This window comes from Pantoea sp. UBA4549, assembly GCF_002387285.1.
GTDB classification, from domain to species: Bacteria; Pseudomonadota; Gammaproteobacteria; order Enterobacterales; family Enterobacteriaceae; genus Pantoea; species Pantoea borealis.
Genome location: NZ_DGLH01000009.1, coordinates 41,237 through 56,835 on the forward strand (window position 1 = coordinate 41,237; position 15,599 = coordinate 56,835).

At 58.1% G+C, this 15,599-nt stretch carries 12 protein-coding genes; 8 read left to right on the forward strand and 4 right to left on the reverse strand.

Annotated elements, in window-relative coordinates; genetic code table 11:
- Nucleotides 1-11 precede the first annotated feature (11 nt).
- The 3 genes from B3041_RS06825 to glyA form a co-directional block, all read right to left on the reverse strand.
- On the reverse strand, nucleotides 12-299 hold the full coding sequence (locus tag B3041_RS06825; protein WP_065648985.1) for a sarcosine oxidase subunit delta: 288 nt from the start codon (nucleotides 297-299) through the stop codon (nucleotides 12-14).
- 11 nt (nucleotides 300-310) lie between these two features.
- The gene (locus B3041_RS06830) at nucleotides 311-1,564 is read right to left on the reverse strand and encodes a sarcosine oxidase subunit beta family protein (protein ID WP_065648986.1); all 1,254 of its coding nucleotides are present in this window, start codon (nucleotides 1,562-1,564) and stop codon (nucleotides 311-313) included.
- 85 nt (nucleotides 1,565-1,649) lie between these two features.
- Complete coding sequence (gene glyA / locus B3041_RS06835) at nucleotides 1,650-2,915, reverse strand: serine hydroxymethyltransferase (RefSeq protein WP_292970769.1); 1,266 nt, start codon at nucleotides 2,913-2,915, stop codon at nucleotides 1,650-1,652.
- A gap of 309 nt (nucleotides 2,916-3,224) precedes the next feature.
- Here glyA and B3041_RS06840 point away from each other — a divergent pair, with 309 nt between their 5' ends.
- From B3041_RS06840 to B3041_RS06875, 8 genes are all read left to right on the forward strand, one after another.
- A complete protein-coding gene (locus tag B3041_RS06840; protein WP_065648988.1) occupies nucleotides 3,225-4,601 on the forward strand; it encodes an L-serine ammonia-lyase in 1,377 nt (458 codons plus the stop codon).
- A gap of 336 nt (nucleotides 4,602-4,937) precedes the next feature.
- Nucleotides 4,938-6,086: a GlxA family transcriptional regulator gene (locus B3041_RS06845; protein ID WP_065648989.1), complete on the forward strand. Its 1,149-nt coding sequence runs from the start codon at nucleotides 4,938-4,940 to the stop codon at nucleotides 6,084-6,086.
- 210 nt (nucleotides 6,087-6,296) lie between these two features.
- Nucleotides 6,297-7,274 carry a dipeptidase gene (locus B3041_RS06850; protein WP_065648990.1) on the forward strand — a complete coding sequence of 326 codons (978 nt, stop codon included), beginning with the start codon at nucleotides 6,297-6,299 and terminating at the stop codon, nucleotides 7,272-7,274.
- 37 nt (nucleotides 7,275-7,311) lie between these two features.
- Nucleotides 7,312-7,839: a 4-vinyl reductase gene (locus tag B3041_RS06855; protein ID WP_065648991.1), complete on the forward strand. Its 528-nt coding sequence runs from the start codon at nucleotides 7,312-7,314 to the stop codon at nucleotides 7,837-7,839.
- A gap of 91 nt (nucleotides 7,840-7,930) precedes the next feature.
- The gene (gene dgcA / locus B3041_RS06860) at nucleotides 7,931-9,994 is read left to right on the forward strand and encodes a dimethylglycine demethylation protein DgcA (RefSeq protein ID WP_065648992.1); all 2,064 of its coding nucleotides are present in this window, start codon (nucleotides 7,931-7,933) and stop codon (nucleotides 9,992-9,994) included.
- Nucleotides 9,995-10,081: 87 nt separating this feature from the next.
- Nucleotides 10,082-12,040 (forward strand): (Fe-S)-binding protein, encoded by a 1,959-nt coding sequence (locus B3041_RS06865; protein WP_292970776.1) that lies wholly within the window; start codon nucleotides 10,082-10,084, stop codon nucleotides 12,038-12,040.
- Nucleotides 12,040-13,278: an electron transfer flavoprotein subunit alpha/FixB family protein gene (locus B3041_RS06870; protein WP_065648994.1), complete on the forward strand. Its 1,239-nt coding sequence runs from the start codon at nucleotides 12,040-12,042 to the stop codon at nucleotides 13,276-13,278. Before B3041_RS06865 ends, B3041_RS06870 begins: the two co-directional genes overlap by 1 nt.
- Complete coding sequence (locus B3041_RS06875) at nucleotides 13,268-14,059, forward strand: electron transfer flavoprotein subunit beta (RefSeq protein WP_292970779.1); 792 nt, start codon at nucleotides 13,268-13,270, stop codon at nucleotides 14,057-14,059. The genes B3041_RS06870 and B3041_RS06875 overlap by 11 nt, the downstream gene beginning before the upstream one ends.
- A 67-nt stretch (nucleotides 14,060-14,126) precedes the next feature.
- On the opposite strand, the gene B3041_RS06880 is transcribed toward B3041_RS06875, so the two are convergent.
- Entirely contained in the window at nucleotides 14,127-15,392 is a 1,266-nt protein-coding gene (locus B3041_RS06880) for an aromatic ring-hydroxylating oxygenase subunit alpha (protein WP_065648996.1), read from the reverse strand.
- Between the last annotated feature and the right edge of the window lie 207 nt (nucleotides 15,393-15,599).

The following is a 15,599-nucleotide window of genomic DNA, read 5'->3' on the forward strand; positions in this document are numbered from 1 at the left end:
CTCTGCGCTCCTTACCCTTGCTCGCCGGCTTCAGGCTGTTCATCGAGTGTATAAACACGTTTGATTTCATACGTCTGTGTGTCACGCGTCAGGTTAAAAAATTTACGGCAGCCGGCGCTATGTACCCAGAGTTCGTTATGCATACCGCGCGGATTTTTGCGGAAATAGAGAAAGGTTCCCCACTCCTCGTCGCTGCAGGCATCCGGATTAGCGGGCCGGGCGATATGCGCCTGACCGCGCGGATGAAACTCTTCTTCTTCGCGATACTCACCACAGTGAGGACAGTAAATGTGCAGCATGCTAAAAGTCCTTAGTGGGCCACGCCCGCAGCGCCATGTTCATCAACCAGGGCCCCGGTGTAAAAACGGGACATTGCAAAAGGTTCAGCGATTGGATGCGGCGTGCCGTGCGCCAGCTGGTGAGCAAACAGGTTGCCGGAGCCGGGCGTGCCTTTAAAACCACCGGTGCCCCAGCCGCAGTTGAAAAACAGGTTGCGTACCGGGGTCGCTGAAAGAATGGGGCTGGCGTCAGGGCAGGTATCGACAATGCCGCCCCACTGACGGTTCATGCGTACGCGGCTGGTGCAGGGGAAGAGCTCAACAATCGCCTGGATCGTATGCTCAATCACGCTGTACGATCCGCGCTGACCATAACCGACCCAGCCGTCAATGCCGGCACCAATCACCAGGTCGCCTTTATCAGACTGGCTCATATAGCCGTGTACATGGTTGGACATCACAACCGTATCCAGGAAAGGTTTAATCGGCTCTGAAACCAGCGCCTGCAGCGGATGCGACTCAACCGGCAGTTCAAAGCCCGCCATTTTTGCCATCACACCAGAGTTGCCGGCGGTCACGCAGCCCACGCGGTCGGCTTTGATTACGCCATGGTTGCGGGTTTTCACGCCGGTGATCTTGCCGTCGCTGATCTCCATATCGATCACTTCACAGTTCTGGATCAGATCCACACCCAGACTGTCGGCTGCGCGGGCATACCCCCAGGCCACCGCATCATGACGGGCATTGCCGCCGCGCCGCTGTACTGAAGCGCCCAGCACCGGATAACGCGCATCTTTACTGCAGTCGAGCGCCGGGATCTCACGCTGCAGCTGGTCGCCATAGACCATTTCGTTGTCGACGCCCTGCAGGCGGTTGGCGTTAGCCAGCCGCTCATTGGTGCGCAGATCCTGCAGCGTATGGCAGGTGTGATAGACACCACGCTGCGAAAACATCTGGTTGTAGTTCAGCTCCTGCGACAGTCCTTCCCAGAGTTTCATGGAGTGCTCATAGAGCGCGGCTGATTCATCCCACAGGTAGTTAGAGCGGACAATGGTGGTGTTGCGGCAGATGTTGCCACCGCCGAGGTGGCCCTTTTCCAGCACCGCCACGTTGGTGATGCCGTGCTCCTTTGCCAGATAGTAAGCGGTGGCCAGGCCGTGGCCACCGCCGCCGATAATAATGACGTCATAGCGTTTCTGCGGTGTCGGGTTGCGCCAGACCTTCTGCCAGTTCTCGTGATAGCTCAGACTGTGTTTGAGCAGGCCAAATCCTGAATAGCGTTGCATAGTTATCTACTCCCGTAACGATACCGCGTGTGCGAATGGACAGAGGGTAAGATGGCGCCCCGCGGCTGGCCGGGGGCGTTCTGGCTTAGCGGTAAACCGGGAAATCTGCACACAGCGACAGCACCTGCTGTTTCACCTGCGCAATTTTCGCCTCCAGCTGCTCCTCGTTGTGCATCACGTCGAGGATGTCTGCGATCCAGCCTGCCAGCGTGCGGCAGTTCTCCTCACTGAAGCCGCGCGTGGTGATCACCGGCGCGCCGATACGCAGGCCGGAGGTCACAAACGGCGACTGTGGATCGCCTGGTACGGCATTTTTATTAACGGTAATATTGGCGCGGCCCAGCGCGGCATCCGCCGCTTTACCGGTCAGGCCCTGTTTGATCAGGCTAAGCAGAAACAGATGGTTATCTGTACCCCCTGACACCACATCGTATTGGCGCGAGACAAATACCTCTGCCATCGCCTGCGCATTCTTAACGACCTGACGCTGATACTTCGCGTAGTCAGGCTGCATCGCCTCTTTAAAGGCCACGGCTTTAGCGGCGATCACATGCATCAGCGGACCGCCCTGGCCGCCGGGGAACACGGCAGCATTCAGCTTCTTCTCCAGCTCCGGGTTGGCTTTCGCCAGGATCAGACCGCCGCGCGGACCGCGCAGGGTTTTATGCGTGGTGGTCGTAACCACGTCAGCGAACGGCAGCGGATTAGGGTAGATGCCGGCGGCAACGAGGCCCGCGACGTGCGCCATATCGACAAACAGCCACGCGCCTGTTTTGTCGGCGATAGCGCGAAAGCGTGCCCAGTCAACCACGCGTGAATAGGCAGAAAAGCCAGCCACAATCATTTTCGGCTTATGCTCCAGCGCCAGCGCTTCCACCTGGTCGTAGTCGATCTCGCCTGTTGCTTCGTTCAGGCCATACTGCACGGCGTGATAGATCTTGCCGGAGAAGTTGACGTGTGCGCCGTGCGTCAGATGGCCGCCGTGCGCCAGACTCATGCCCAGCACAGTGTCGCCCGGCTGGCACAGCGCCATGTACACCGCCGCGTTGGCCTGTGAGCCGGAGTGCGGCTGCACGTTGGCATAATCGGCCCCGAACAGCGTGCAGGCGCGTTCAATCGCCAGTTTCTCCACGATGTCGACATATTCGCAGCCGCCGTAGTAGCGTTTGGCCGGATAGCCCTCTGCATATTTATTGGTCAGTACCGTACCCTGCGCCTGCATAACCCGCGGGCTGGTGTAGTTCTCTGAAGCAATAAGCTCGATGTGCTCTTCCTGACGCACCGCTTCCTGCTCTATCGCCTGCCACAGTTCACTGTCAAAGCTCTGAATCGTGTCGCTCTTCGCAAACATGCCTGTCTCCTTGCCCGGATAATCGCGCGGCGCCTGCTCCGGTACTGAGCCATTCAGGGCAGCGGTAAATTGAGTGTGGGTTGATAATACCCAGCGCCACTGCGGCCAGGATGTTTGGTAACGCCGGGGCTATGTCAATTTGCGACATAGGGCGGCGCCTGCCTGTCTGCAGCAGGCTGGCGCGGCCGTGCCGGGCGGAAAATGGCGAGTTCACGGTGAAATGCGTCGTTATCCGGCATCCATTAATTTTTTACGCCACCGATAATGCGGCGGTTAAACACTACATGGCCGTGAGCCCGGGAGAGCAGAATGAGTATTAGCGTCTTCGATTTATTTAAAGTCGGAATTGGCCCCTCCAGTTCGCATACCGTCGGGCCCATGCGCGCGGCACAGCGCTTTGTTGAGCAGCTGAGCCACAGTGACAGGCGGCAGGCGCTCTGCCGCATCAAGATCGAACTGTTTGGCTCGCTGAGCGCAACCGGACGCGGCCACAGTACTGATAAAGCGGTGCTGTTAGGGCTGATGGGAGCCTCGCCGGATACCATCGATCCGCACATCATTAACGCCACGGTACAGGCGATCTGCGAAACCGGTTCGGTAACGCTGCCCTGGGGCGAAAACATCGAGTTTGACTGGCATCAGGATCTGCTGTTCGTGGATGACGTGCTCGCTTATCACCCGAACGCCATGCGGCTGAGCGCGTACTTTCGCACCGGCGACAGCCTTTCCGTGGTCTATTACTCCATTGGCGGCGGCTTTGTACTGGATGAAGAGGAGGCAACGGCCACGGCACATCTGGTGCCGCAGTGCTCACTGCCGTATGACTTCAACAGCGGAGCGGAACTGCTGGCGCACTGCCGCGAAAAAGGGCTGCGTATCAGTACGCTGATGCTGGAAAATGAAAAGGTGTGGCGTGACGAAGCGGCGATCCGCAGCGGGCTGGCGCAGATCTGGGAGGTGATGCAGCAGTGTATCGCTAACGGGCTGGCCCAGGAGGGCATACTGCCTGGCGGGCTGCAGGTGCGCCGCCGTGCGCCAGCGCTGTATCAGTCCCTGCGCCGCGCCTCAGCGGAGAATGTCATCAGCTCCACGCTCTCTGCTATGGACTGGATCAACCTCTATGCGCTGGCGGTCAACGAAGAGAACGCCGCAGGCGGGCGGATGGTGACGGCACCGACCAACGGCGCAGCCGGAATTGTACCGGCCGTACTGATGTACTACATGCAGTTTGAAGCGCGTGCGCGCGAAGAAGATGTGGTGGATTTCCTGCTGGCCGCGGCGGCTGTCGGCGCGCTGTGTAAGAAGAATGCTTCTATATCCGGCGCTGAGGTGGGCTGTCAGGGAGAGGTCGGTTCCGCCTGTGCAATGGCGGCAGCCGGGCTGACAGAAGTGCTGGGCGGTACGCCGGAACAGGTAGAGAACGCGGCTGAAATTGCGCTGGAGCATAACCTTGGCCTGACCTGCGATCCGGTGGGCGGACTGGTGCAGGTTCCCTGTATTGAACGCAACGCGATTGCGGCAATGAAAGCGATCAATGCCGCGCAGATGGCGCTGCGCGGTGATGGTCAGCACTTTATTTCGCTGGATAAAGTGATCCGTACCATGCGCGATACCGGACGCGACATGCAGGATAAATACAAAGAGACGTCGAAAGGCGGTCTGGCGGTCAATGCGATTGAATGTTAATGCTGTGTAAGTAATTGGTTACAGCATCTTATGCAGATCGTAATGTGCGCAGGCAGTGAACAGTGACGTAAAAGGGTGCAAAATGCGCTGACTTAACCAAAACGGGTCAGCGCCTGCACTGTTTTGAGGCTGACAGACGCTGACGCGGCAGCAAAGATCAAATCTGTGAAGCTGAACAAACATTTGTTTCGCTTATGTTAACTGTGTGTCATTTTCGGGATGTCTATCCTGGTGACGAATGGCATGTCTGTTGCTTACTCTATAGGTGATGGAAAGCGATTGGGGGAAATGCCCCCGGGTAATGTTTCTGTTTAGCCTATATAGAGGTCAGCGCACATGTTCGACACAGACGCAATTTTGAAAAGTCCCTCTAATGATATTAAAAAGCGCAGCGTAGGCTTTTTACTCGTCAATAATTTCACCATGATGGCTCTGGCAACCGCAGTGGAACCTTTACGCATGGCGAACCAGCTAAGCGGCAAAGAGCTGTATAGCTGGTGTACCGTCAGTGAAGAGGGTGCGCCCGTTGTGGCAAGTGATGGTATTTCAATTACGCCCGATCATTCGATGGCTAACGTGGCAGCACTGGATGTGCTGATCGTGGTCGGGGGTGTCAACATTACCCGCAGTTATACCAGCCGTCAGGTGAGCTGGCTGCAGAGCATGGCGCGCCGCAAAATCCTGATTGGCGGCATCTGTACCGGACCCTATCTGCTGGCGGAAGCCGGGCTACTGGATGGGTATCACTGCAGCGCACACTGGGAGTGTATTGCGTCAATGCAGGAGGCGTATCCCAAAGTCATCTGTACCAACCAGCTGTTTGTGATTGAGCACGATCGCATGACCAGCAGCGGCGGCACCGTGCCCATGGATATGATGCTGACGATGATCCAGCGCCATTTTGGTCACCAGCTTACCGCCGGGATCTCAGAGATGTTCATCTGCGATCGCGTACGCAATGAATCAGACTACCAGCGTATTCCGCTGCGCCACGTACTCGGTACGGCGCAGCCAAGCCTGGTTGAAGCAGTCTCGCTGATGGAGGCCAATATTGAGGAGGCGATCGATCTTGACGAGCTGGCAGGCTACGTGGGCCTGTCGCGGCGCCAGCTGGAACGGCTGTTTCAGAAATACCTGCGCTGTTCGCCTTCACGATACTATCTCAAGCTGCGGCTGTTCCGCGCCCGCCAGCTGCTGAAACAGACCTCAATGTCGATTATCGAAATAGCCCTGGCGTGTGGCTTTGTCTCTACGCCGCACTTCAGCAAATGTTACCGCGAACACCTTGGCGTACCGCCACGCGAAGAGCGGCGGGGCGTACACAGCCAGGGAGGCGGCAAAACGCTGACGCAATTTTTTATGGCAGAACTGCCCGGTCTGACCAACTGGCAGCAGGAGAGTACGGTATCGGCTTCTCTGCGCATCCTGAATGAAGCGCGTTTTGAGCCAACCTTTGGCTCAGTGGCTTTATCAACGGATGTCTGACGCATCCCGCCTGTAATTCACGCCGGCTGAAAACGCTGCCTTCATGGCAGCTTTTTTATGTCCGCTCATCGGTTTAAATCGCCTGTTCCCTTTCCGGGCTGCGCCAGCTGTCAGGCAAGTGACGTTTTCAGAACAATTCATCCGCAGCGTAAACCCTATTCTGTTTTCATTCGGCCGCACCCGGTTATGAATCAAACCAGAGAGGAAGATATGAACGCTACTGAATTGCATAATTCTGCGATTGTCATCGATGGGCTGGTGATTGCGAAATGGGACAGAGAGCTGTTTGAAGATATGCGCCGCGGCGGGCTGACGGCTGCCAACTGCACGGTCTCCGTGTGGGAAGGGTTTCAGGGCACGGTGAATAATATCGTGGAAATGAATAACCTCATTGCGCAGAACGCCGATCTGGTTACCAAAGTGACCAACACCCGCGATATCCGGCGCGCCAAGGATGAAGGCAAAACCGGCATCCTGATGGGCTTCCAGAATGCGCACGCGTTTGAGGATCAGCTGGGCTACATTCAGGTGTTCAAAGAGCTGGGCGTCGGCGTCGTGCAGATGGCCTATAACACGCAGAACCTGGTGGGCACCGGCTGCTATGAACGTGATGGCGGCCTCTCAGGTTATGGTCATGAAGTTGTGGCAGAGATGAACCGCGTCGGCATGCTGTGCGATCTCTCTCATGTAGGCGCGCAGACCTCTAAAGAGGTGATCCTGGCGTCGAAAAAACCGGTCTGTTATTCCCACTGTCTCCCGTCTGGCCTGAAAGATCATCCGCGCAATAAGTCTGACGAAGAGCTGAAGTTCATTGCGGACCACGGCGGATTTGTGGGCGTCACCATGTTTACTCCGTTCCTGAAGAATGGCATTCACTCCACAATTGAGGACTACGTGGAAGCGATCGACTACATCTTCAATCTGGTAGGGGAAGATCAGATCGGCATCGGCACCGACTTTACGCAGGGCCACGGTCAGGCGTTTTTCGAGTGGCTGACGCACGATAAAGGCTACGCCCGTCAGCTCACCGACTTCGGCAAAATCATCAACCCGGAAGGCATTCGCACGCTGGGTGAGTTCCCGAATTTAACGGCTGCACTGCTGCGCCACGGCTTTACCGAGAAGCAGGTGCGCAAATTTATGGGTGAGAACTGGCTCAACCTGCTGGCAAATGTCTGGCACGAGTGATCATCTGGCCTGTTAACACGAATAAGCGAGGTAAACCATGGCACATGCGCCTGAAATGCCGATCAGCGTCGATGATGAAACCGGCGTCTGGACCACCGATGCGTTACCCATGTTATACGTGCCCCGGCACTTTTTTGTGAACAACCATATGGGGATTGAAGAGGAAATTGGCGCAGAACGCTACGCCGCCATCCTCTACAAAGCGGGCTATAAATCGGCCTGGCACTGGTGCGAAAAAGAGGCTGAACTGCATGGCCTGTCTGGCGATGCAGTGTTTGAGCACTACATGAAACGTCTTTCTCAGCGCGGCTGGGGCTTGTTTTCCACCGAAGCCCTGGATTTGAAACAGGGCACGGCGCGTATCCGGCTCGATCACTCTGCGTTTGTCTACCAGTACGGCAAAGTCAACCGCAAGGTGGACTACATGTTTACCGGCTGGTTTGCCGGCGCGATGGACCAGATTGCACAGAGCCTCGGCTACAGCGTGAAAACTCAGGCGGTACAGACGCAGAGCGCCGCCGAAGAGGGATGTGAGTACGGTGTTTTTACCGTTTCGCCAGTATAAGACCCGGTACGCAGCGCTGGCTGCGTACCCCGCATTACCACTGAACCGCAGGCTGGCGGGCCGGATATCAGAACGGAATTAAGGTGAAGCTATGTCACAGTTTGATCTGCTGTTTGAGCCATTAAAAATAAATAAACTGACTATCCGTAACCGTATTGTCAGCACCGCCCACGCCGAGGTGTATGCCACTGACGGCGGGATGACCACCGATCGCTATGTGAGATATTACGAAGAGAAAGCCAAAGGCGGCTGCGGGCTCTGTATCTGCGGTGGCTCAAGCGTGGTTTCGATCGACAGTCCGCAGAGCTGGTGGAGTTCGGTTAACCTGAGTACTGACCGGATTATTCCGCACTTCCAGAATCTCGCCGATGCCGTGCACCAGCACGGTGGCAAAATCATGATCCAGATCTCTCATATGGGGCGGCGTTCGCGCTGGGATGGCGAGAACTGGCCTAACCTGATGTCACCCTCCGGCATCCGTGAGCCGGTGCACCGCGCCACCTGCAAAACCATCGAGGAAGAAGAGATCTGGCGCGTCATTGGCGACTTTGCAAAAGCGGCACAGCGCGCTAAAGCGGGGGGCCTCGACGGCGTAGAGTTATCCGCCGTGCATCAGCATATGATCGATCAGTTCTGGTCACCGCGTGTCAATAAGCGCACGGATGAGTGGGGCGGGAGTTTTGAAAAGCGGATGCGCTTTGGCATCGAGGTACTGAAAGCCGTGCGTGACGCAGTCGGGCCCGATTTCGTTGTCGGCATGCGTATAACCGGTGATGAGTTCCATCCCGACGGCCTCAGCCATGAAGATATGCGGCAGATTGCCGCCTATTACGATAAAACCGGCATGGTGGATTATTTTGGCGTGGTCGGTTCCGGCTGCGACACCCACAACACGCTGGCGAACGTTATTCCGAATATGAGCTATCCGCCTGAGCCGTTCCTGCACCTGGCGGCGGGTATTAAAGAAGTGGTCACGGTGCCGGTGATCCACGCGCAGAACATTAAAGATCCCAATCAGGCGCAGCGTATTCTCGAAGCGGGCTACGTTGACTTTGTGGGTATGACGCGTGCACATATCGCCGATCCGCATCTGATCGCCAAGATCAAAATGAATCAGGTGGATCAAATCCGCCAGTGCGTCGGCGCCAACTACTGCATCGATCGGCAATATATGGGGCTGGATGTGCTGTGCATTCAGAACGCGGCCACTTCGCGCGAATATATGGGGCTGCCACATATCATCACCAAAACCGAAGGGCCGGTGCGCAACGTCGTGGTGATTGGCGGCGGACCGGGCGGGCTGGAAGCGGCACGGGTCGCGGCAGAGCGCGGGCATAAGGTCACGCTGATAGAACGTGCCAGCGAGCTGGGCGGGCAGATTACGATTGCAGCAAAAGCACCACAGCGCGATCAGATGGCCGGCATCACGCGCTGGTTAGCGATGGAGATTGAGCGTCTTGGCGTCAAGGTAATGACCGACACCACGGCGGATATGGCGATGATCCGCGATCTCACGCCCGACGTCTGCATTCTTGCAACCGGCGGAGAGCCTTTCCTTGAGCAGAACCCGGAATGGGGCGCGGCAGAAGGGCTGGTGGTCTCCAGCTGGGACGTGCTGAACGGCGTCGTGGAGCCCGGCAAGAACGTACTGGTGTATGACTCTATCTGTGAGTTTTCCGGTATGTCCGTCTCCGATTTCCTCGCTGCCCGCGGTGCGCTGGTGGAGCTGGTGACCGGCGATATCAAACCCGGCGTGGGTATTGGCGGCACCACCTTCCCGACTTACTACCGCAGCCTGTATGAAAAAGCAGTGGTAATGACCTCCGATCTGGCGCTGGAAAAGGTCTACCGCGAAGGCGAGAAGCTGGTGGCAGTGCTGGAGAATGAGTATACCGGGCAGAAAGAGGAGCGGGTGGTGGATCAGATCGTCGTGGAAAACGGCACCCGCCCCAATGAGGAACTTTACTACGCGCTGAAAGCGGAATCGCGTAACAAGGGACAGATTGACGTAGAAGCGCTGTTTGATATCCGGCCCCAGCCGGTGCTGGAACAGGCGGGCAGCGGCATGATCCTGTGGCGGCTTGGCGACTGCGTATCGCAGCGCAATGTCCACGCCGCGATCTACGATGCGCTGCGTCTCTGCAAGGACCTGTAGTTTCGCCGTCGCTGACGCAAAGCGTGCGGTATCCGGAAGCGGCACCGCACGCTGCATTTAACAGAAATTGTCTGGAAAGGGCACATCATGGTACTTGATCGGATACTCCCCTGGTTACTTCTTGGCGCGGTGATCCTGGCCATCGTGGGTATGGTCAGGCGCGTTCTGCTCTGGCGGCGCGGACAACCGGAGCAGGTTGCCCTGCTAAGCGGCCTGATGGCGATGCCCCGCCGCTATTTAGTTGACCTGCATCACGTGGTCGCACGTGACAAATATATGTCACGTAGCCATGTGGCAACCGCCGGCGGCTTTGTGCTGTCGATGCTGCTGATCCTCATGGTTCATCTGGCAGGCGTCAGCGGCACGCTGGTGGATGGGGTACTGGCGGGTGCGCTGCTGGTGATGTTTAGCGGTGCGCTGTTTATCTGGTATCGCCGCCGCAATCCGCCGGCCCGTCTTTCGCGCGGACCGTGGATGCGCCTGCCAAAAAGCCTGCTGGTGTTTGCAGCCACGTTCTTTATCACCACGCTGCCGGTCTCCGATCTCTTTGGCGAGGCAGGGCGCTGGGTCATGGCTGCACTGCTGCTGGCAGGCATCTGCTGGGGGCTGGGTGAAATGCTGTTCGGCATGGCGTGGGGCGGGCCGATGAAACACGCGTTTGCCGGTGCGCTGCATCTTGCCTTTCATCGCCGTCCGGCCCGCTTTGGCGGCGGTCGCTCTGTGGGCCTGAAGCCGGTTGATCTGACAGCCGCAAAGCTTGGCGTCGGCAAGCCGGCAGATTTCAAATGGAACCAGCTGCTGGGCTTTGACGCCTGCGTACAGTGCGGTAAATGTGAAGCGATGTGCCCGGCGTTTGCGGCCGGTCAGCCACTGAATCCGAAAAAGCTGATTCAGGATATGGTCATCGGGATGGCAGGCGGCAGCGACGCGCGCTTTGCCGGCAGCCCCTATCCGGGCGTGCCGGTGGGGGAAGCGTGCGGGCAGCCGCATCAGCCGATTGTCGGGGGGCTGATCAAAGAAGAGACGCTCTGGTCCTGCACCACCTGCCGCGCCTGCGTGGAGGAGTGCCCGATGATGATTGAACACGTCGACGCGATTGTGGACATGCGCCGCTTTATGACGCTGGAAAAGGGGCAGACGCCCGGCAAAGGCGCTGAAGTGCTGGATAATCTCAGCCAGACGGATAACCCCGGCGGGTTTAATCCGCGCAGCCGCACGCACTGGTCAGCAGATCAGAACCTGCCGCTGATGCAGGATGTCGGGCAGGCTGACGTGCTGTTCTGGGTCTCAGACGGGGCGTTTGATATGCGCAGCCAGCGTATTCTGCGCGCGTTTGTCAAAGTGCTCAGGGCCGCCGGCGTCAATTTTGCAGTGCTGGGTGATGAAGAGCTTGATAGCGGAGACGTTGCGCGACGCCTCGGCGATGACGCCACGTTTCAGCGGCTCGCCCGCAGCAATATTGCCACGCTGCAAAAATATCGCTTTAACCGCATCGTAACCACCGATCCGCACGCCTTTCACTGCCTGAAAAATGAGTATCCCGATTTTTACCCGGCAGGTACGCAGCCTGACTATGAGGTGTTGCATCACACCACCTTCATTAATGAGCTGGTTAAGGCGCAGCTGCTGGATCTGAAAGATTACAAAGGCGGCAGCGTGACCTGGCATGACCCGTGCTATCTCGGCCGCTACAACGGTGAATATGCGTCACCGCGTGAGCTGCTGGCAGAGCTGGGGATCAAACTCAGCGAAATGGACCGCTCCGGCTTTCGCTCACGCTGCTGCGGCGGCGGCGGCGGTGCGCCCATCACTGATATTCCGGGAGAGCGGCGTATTGCTGACATGCGTATGGAAGATGCAAAACAGACCGGCGCAGAGCTGATTGCCGTTGGCTGTCAGCAGTGTACCGCCATGCTGGAAGGTGTCGTCGGACCGCGTCCGGACGTAAAAGATATCGCTGAACTGGTGGCTGAAGCCCTCAGCGAGCCGAAAAAGCCGCTGCCGGCGAAGCTGCGCGAGCGCCAAATTGCTGTGGAGGTGATCTGATGGAAACCCCTGTACGTCGCGATCCGCGTCTTGAGTGGATTGCCCGCAACCGGCTGCATCCGCAGCATGCAGAGCTGATGCTGCCGGTACAGGAGAGCCGCGGCCCGTCCGGGCTGCTGCGTAAGAATCCGCACGCTGTCGGCTTTACCGGGCCAAATGGACTGAAGCGAATCGATCGCGAGAACGTCAATGCATTTACCCAGCTTTCCGGCCGGCGCAGTAGCGGGACACCGCACGTTGCGGAGCTGCCGCTGCACCGCGTGGCGCAGCCGGATTACTGCGTGGCGGTAGTGCTGGACATGACCGGTGGCCGGCTAACCGGCCACGATCGCGACGTGCTGGGACAGGCGCATCAGCTGGTGCGTGAGGCCGGCGGAGCAGGTGTGGTGATGGCCGTGGTATTTGGTGAACACCGTGAAGAGAGCTTTGCCACTGCGGGCGTTGACCGGCTGCTGCATTTCAGCGGCGATCGTTATGAGGGGTATAACCCGGAACAGCGCATCCATGCGCTGATGGCGGTAGAAAATGAACTGACACCGCGCTTCTGGCTGTTTCCGGATAGCATTGCTGCCGGCTTTGAGCTGGGCTGTCGTTTTGCCGCACGCTGCGGTGAACGACCCGCCACGCAGGTGTGGCGCATAGAAGGCGAGCGCTGCATCAGCCGGGCGGCAGGCGGCAGTGCTGATATTACTCGTCCGGTTGCGCGCGTGATGCTGCTGTCAGCAGAGTGCGCTGAACCCGTGGATGAAACCCGCCATGAAGTGCTGCCGGTGAGCGTCGGGCTGCAGAGTATTGGCGCCGCACGCATCACCGACTGTGGTCTGATGCCGGTTGATCCGGCAGCCGTGCCGCTGGGTGAAGCGGAGTTTATTTTGTCTGCCGGTAACGGCGTCGGCGACTGGGCGCAGTTCCACGCGACCGCAGAGATTCTGGGGGCCACCGAAGGCGCCAGCCGCGTCGCCGTTGATAATGGCCATATGCCGCGTTTCCGTCAGGTCGGCGCTACCGGCACCTGGGTGACGGCGCGGGTTTATCTGGCGGTGGGCATCTCCGGCGCAGTGCAGCACCTGCAGGGGATTGCGCAGTGCGATCGGGTTATTGCCATTAATACCGATCCCGGCTGCGATATGGTCAGCCGCGCGTCGCTGAGCGTCATCGGCGACAGCGATGCGATTCTGGCCGAGCTGGCGCGCCTGGCGCGCGCCTGGCGTAATGAGGAACTTAACCATGCAGCATAAAGCACACCACAGCGGGTGCCGTATTACGGCGCTGATATCCGTCGGACTGCATCCGGAGTCGGGCAGAGCCCGCCGCGCCGGACAGGATGCGCGTGCGGTAGAAATGGGGCTGGCGCTGGCCTCCGGCGATCTGGAACTGCTTCACGCCGGCGATCCGCACAACGTGGCGCTGCGCAGCTACGCCGGCATGGGGGTGGAGACGCTGCGCGTGCTGCCAATGACAGAACAGGGCGATGCGGTAGCGGTGCTGAGTCATTATCTTAAACAGGATCACCCGGATGTGATCCTCACCGGCGGCCGGGCGGAGCGCGGCGAGTCGTCGGGTATGCTGCCTTTTTTGCTGGCAGAAGCGCTGGAGATCCCGGTGGTGGTGGGTGTGGCAGAGATAGTCAGCCTGAACGGCACTGACGCCGAAGTGTTACAGGCGCTGCCGCGCGGCCAGCGGCGCCTGCTGCGGGTTGCGCTCCCGTTTATCGCCAGCGTGGACATGGCTGCCGCCGCGCCGCGCCAGAGCGCGTTTGGTCCGGCTAACCGTGCAGAGATTGTCACCGCTGCGGGCAGGGAGGTACCGGATGCGGCGATGGCAGCCTGGGAGATTGCGCCTGCGCGTAAGCGGCCTAAGCGACTGAAAAAAGTGAAAGCTAAAACAGCTGCGGATCGCTTTAAAGCAGCCACGGCTAAATCACAGAGCGAAGGCGGCAAAGTGCTGCAGAATAAGCCGACGAATGAGATGGCGCAGGCAGTTTTTGATCTGCTGCTGGAGGAAGGCGTGATCCGCTAACCGCCTCTCTGAACGATGAAAACCCGGCTGGCGTTTCACTGCGCCAGCCGGGTTTTCTGTTATCAGATCAGCCTTTTACGTTTTTAAGCACGGTTTCACTGTACCAGTCGATAAAGTTAATCACGCCAAATTCATAGGTTTCTGAATAGGGACCAGGCTGATAGCCGATCGAGTTGATGCCACGCTGGTTCTCTTCGCCCAGAACGCGATCCTGTTCATTGGTTGCGTCCCATACGGTGCGCAGACGTTCCGGATCGTAATCGACACCCGCCACCGCATCTTTATGCACAAACCATTTTGTGGTGACCATCGTCTCCTGTGCGGAGATCGGCAGCACGCGGAACACGATAAAGTGATCGCTTTGCATATGGTTCCATGAGTTGGGCAGGTGCAGAATACGCATCGATCCCTGATAGTGGCTGGTGAAACGACCCAGCAGCCGGGTGCAGCCCTCACGACCGTCAATGGTCATGACTTTGGTGCCTTCCTTCAGCGGCATACGCACAATCCGGTTGCGCAGGCCGAAGCTCTGATGGCGATGCGGAATACCCTGCTCATCCCACAGCGCCGCCTGCTTGTTGTAGTAGTCGTGAAAACTTTGCGGTGCGCGTGGATCGTTGGTGTCATCCCACTCCAGCAGGCTGTTCAGCAGTTCCGGATGACTGCCGGCGCAGTGATAACATTCGCGGTTATTCTCCAGCACCAGCTTCCAGTTGGCTTTTTCATACATGTGGGACTCTGCCGCTAGCTTGGTGTTCTCCACATCATAAGGTTCCATATACTCTGCCAGCGTGGCCAGAAACTCATCGAAGTCAGACTCCGGTGGCGTCTCGGCCAGGCAGATAAAGACAAACCCGCCCGCGGTTTTGCAGTGCGCTTTTTTCAGGCCGTGCTGCTTCATGTCAAACGACTGGTTCATCTCTGAGCCGGCGAACAGCAGGTTGCCTTTTAAATCGTATGTCCACTGGTGGTAGGGGCAGACCAGATTCGCCACCTTGCCGCGCTGCTGTGAGCAGAGCCGCGAGCCGCGATGGCGACAGGTGTTGTGAAACGCGTTGATGTTGCCTTCTGCATCGCGCAGAACCAGCACCGGGTTCTGTCCGACCTCCAGCGTAAAGTAGTCACCCTTTTTCGGGATTTCGCTACTCATACCGGCAAACAGCCACTCTTTCTGAAACACCTCCTCCATATCAATGCGAAACAGAGTCGGGTCATTATAAAGCGCCTGCGGCAGTGAATAGTTGGGCTGGCGTTTTTCGAGCAGATCCTGCATACGGTCGCTCGCATCGACAAGGCTTGTACAGGTGATATTCAGCAGATCGTTGTGACTCATAATGTTGCTCTTCTCGCGCGGTTGAAAAGGGAGTGGTTCGCGCCCGACAGGCGCAGCCGGATATCAACAAAACCGGACTTCCGCCTGGCTGGAAGCCCGTAAGATCGCTACGGATTACATGTGCAATCCATGCTGCACCGGTTAGGCACCCGTCAATGTTCTGCCAGCGACATAAATCCCCTCTGTTAAAGACGCGTGCGCAGAATT

Bases quoted from the DNA above. Each gene is read 5' to 3' on its own strand.
- B3041_RS06825 (WP_065648985.1), bottom strand. From the start codon at position 299: ATGCTGCACATTTACTGTCCTCACTGTGGTGAGTATCGCGAAGAAGAA.
- B3041_RS06830 (WP_065648986.1), bottom strand. From the start codon at position 1,564: ATGCAACGCTATTCAGGATTTGGCCTGCTCAAACACAGTCTGAGCTAT.
- glyA (WP_292970769.1), bottom strand. From the start codon at position 2,915: ATGTTTGCGAAGAGCGACACGATTCAGAGCTTTGACAGTGAACTGTGG.
- B3041_RS06840 (WP_065648988.1), top strand. From the start codon at position 3,225: ATGAGTATTAGCGTCTTCGATTTATTTAAAGTCGGAATTGGCCCCTCC.
- B3041_RS06845 (WP_065648989.1), top strand. From the start codon at position 4,938: ATGTTCGACACAGACGCAATTTTGAAAAGTCCCTCTAATGATATTAAA.
- B3041_RS06850 (WP_065648990.1), top strand. From the start codon at position 6,297: ATGAACGCTACTGAATTGCATAATTCTGCGATTGTCATCGATGGGCTG.
- B3041_RS06855 (WP_065648991.1), top strand. From the start codon at position 7,312: ATGGCACATGCGCCTGAAATGCCGATCAGCGTCGATGATGAAACCGGC.
- dgcA (WP_065648992.1), top strand. From the start codon at position 7,931: ATGTCACAGTTTGATCTGCTGTTTGAGCCATTAAAAATAAATAAACTG.
- B3041_RS06865 (WP_292970776.1), top strand. From the start codon at position 10,082: ATGGTACTTGATCGGATACTCCCCTGGTTACTTCTTGGCGCGGTGATC.
- B3041_RS06870 (WP_065648994.1), top strand. From the start codon at position 12,040: ATGGAAACCCCTGTACGTCGCGATCCGCGTCTTGAGTGGATTGCCCGC.
- B3041_RS06875 (WP_292970779.1), top strand. From the start codon at position 13,268: ATGCAGCATAAAGCACACCACAGCGGGTGCCGTATTACGGCGCTGATA.
- B3041_RS06880 (WP_065648996.1), bottom strand. From the start codon at position 15,392: ATGAGTCACAACGATCTGCTGAATATCACCTGTACAAGCCTTGTCGAT.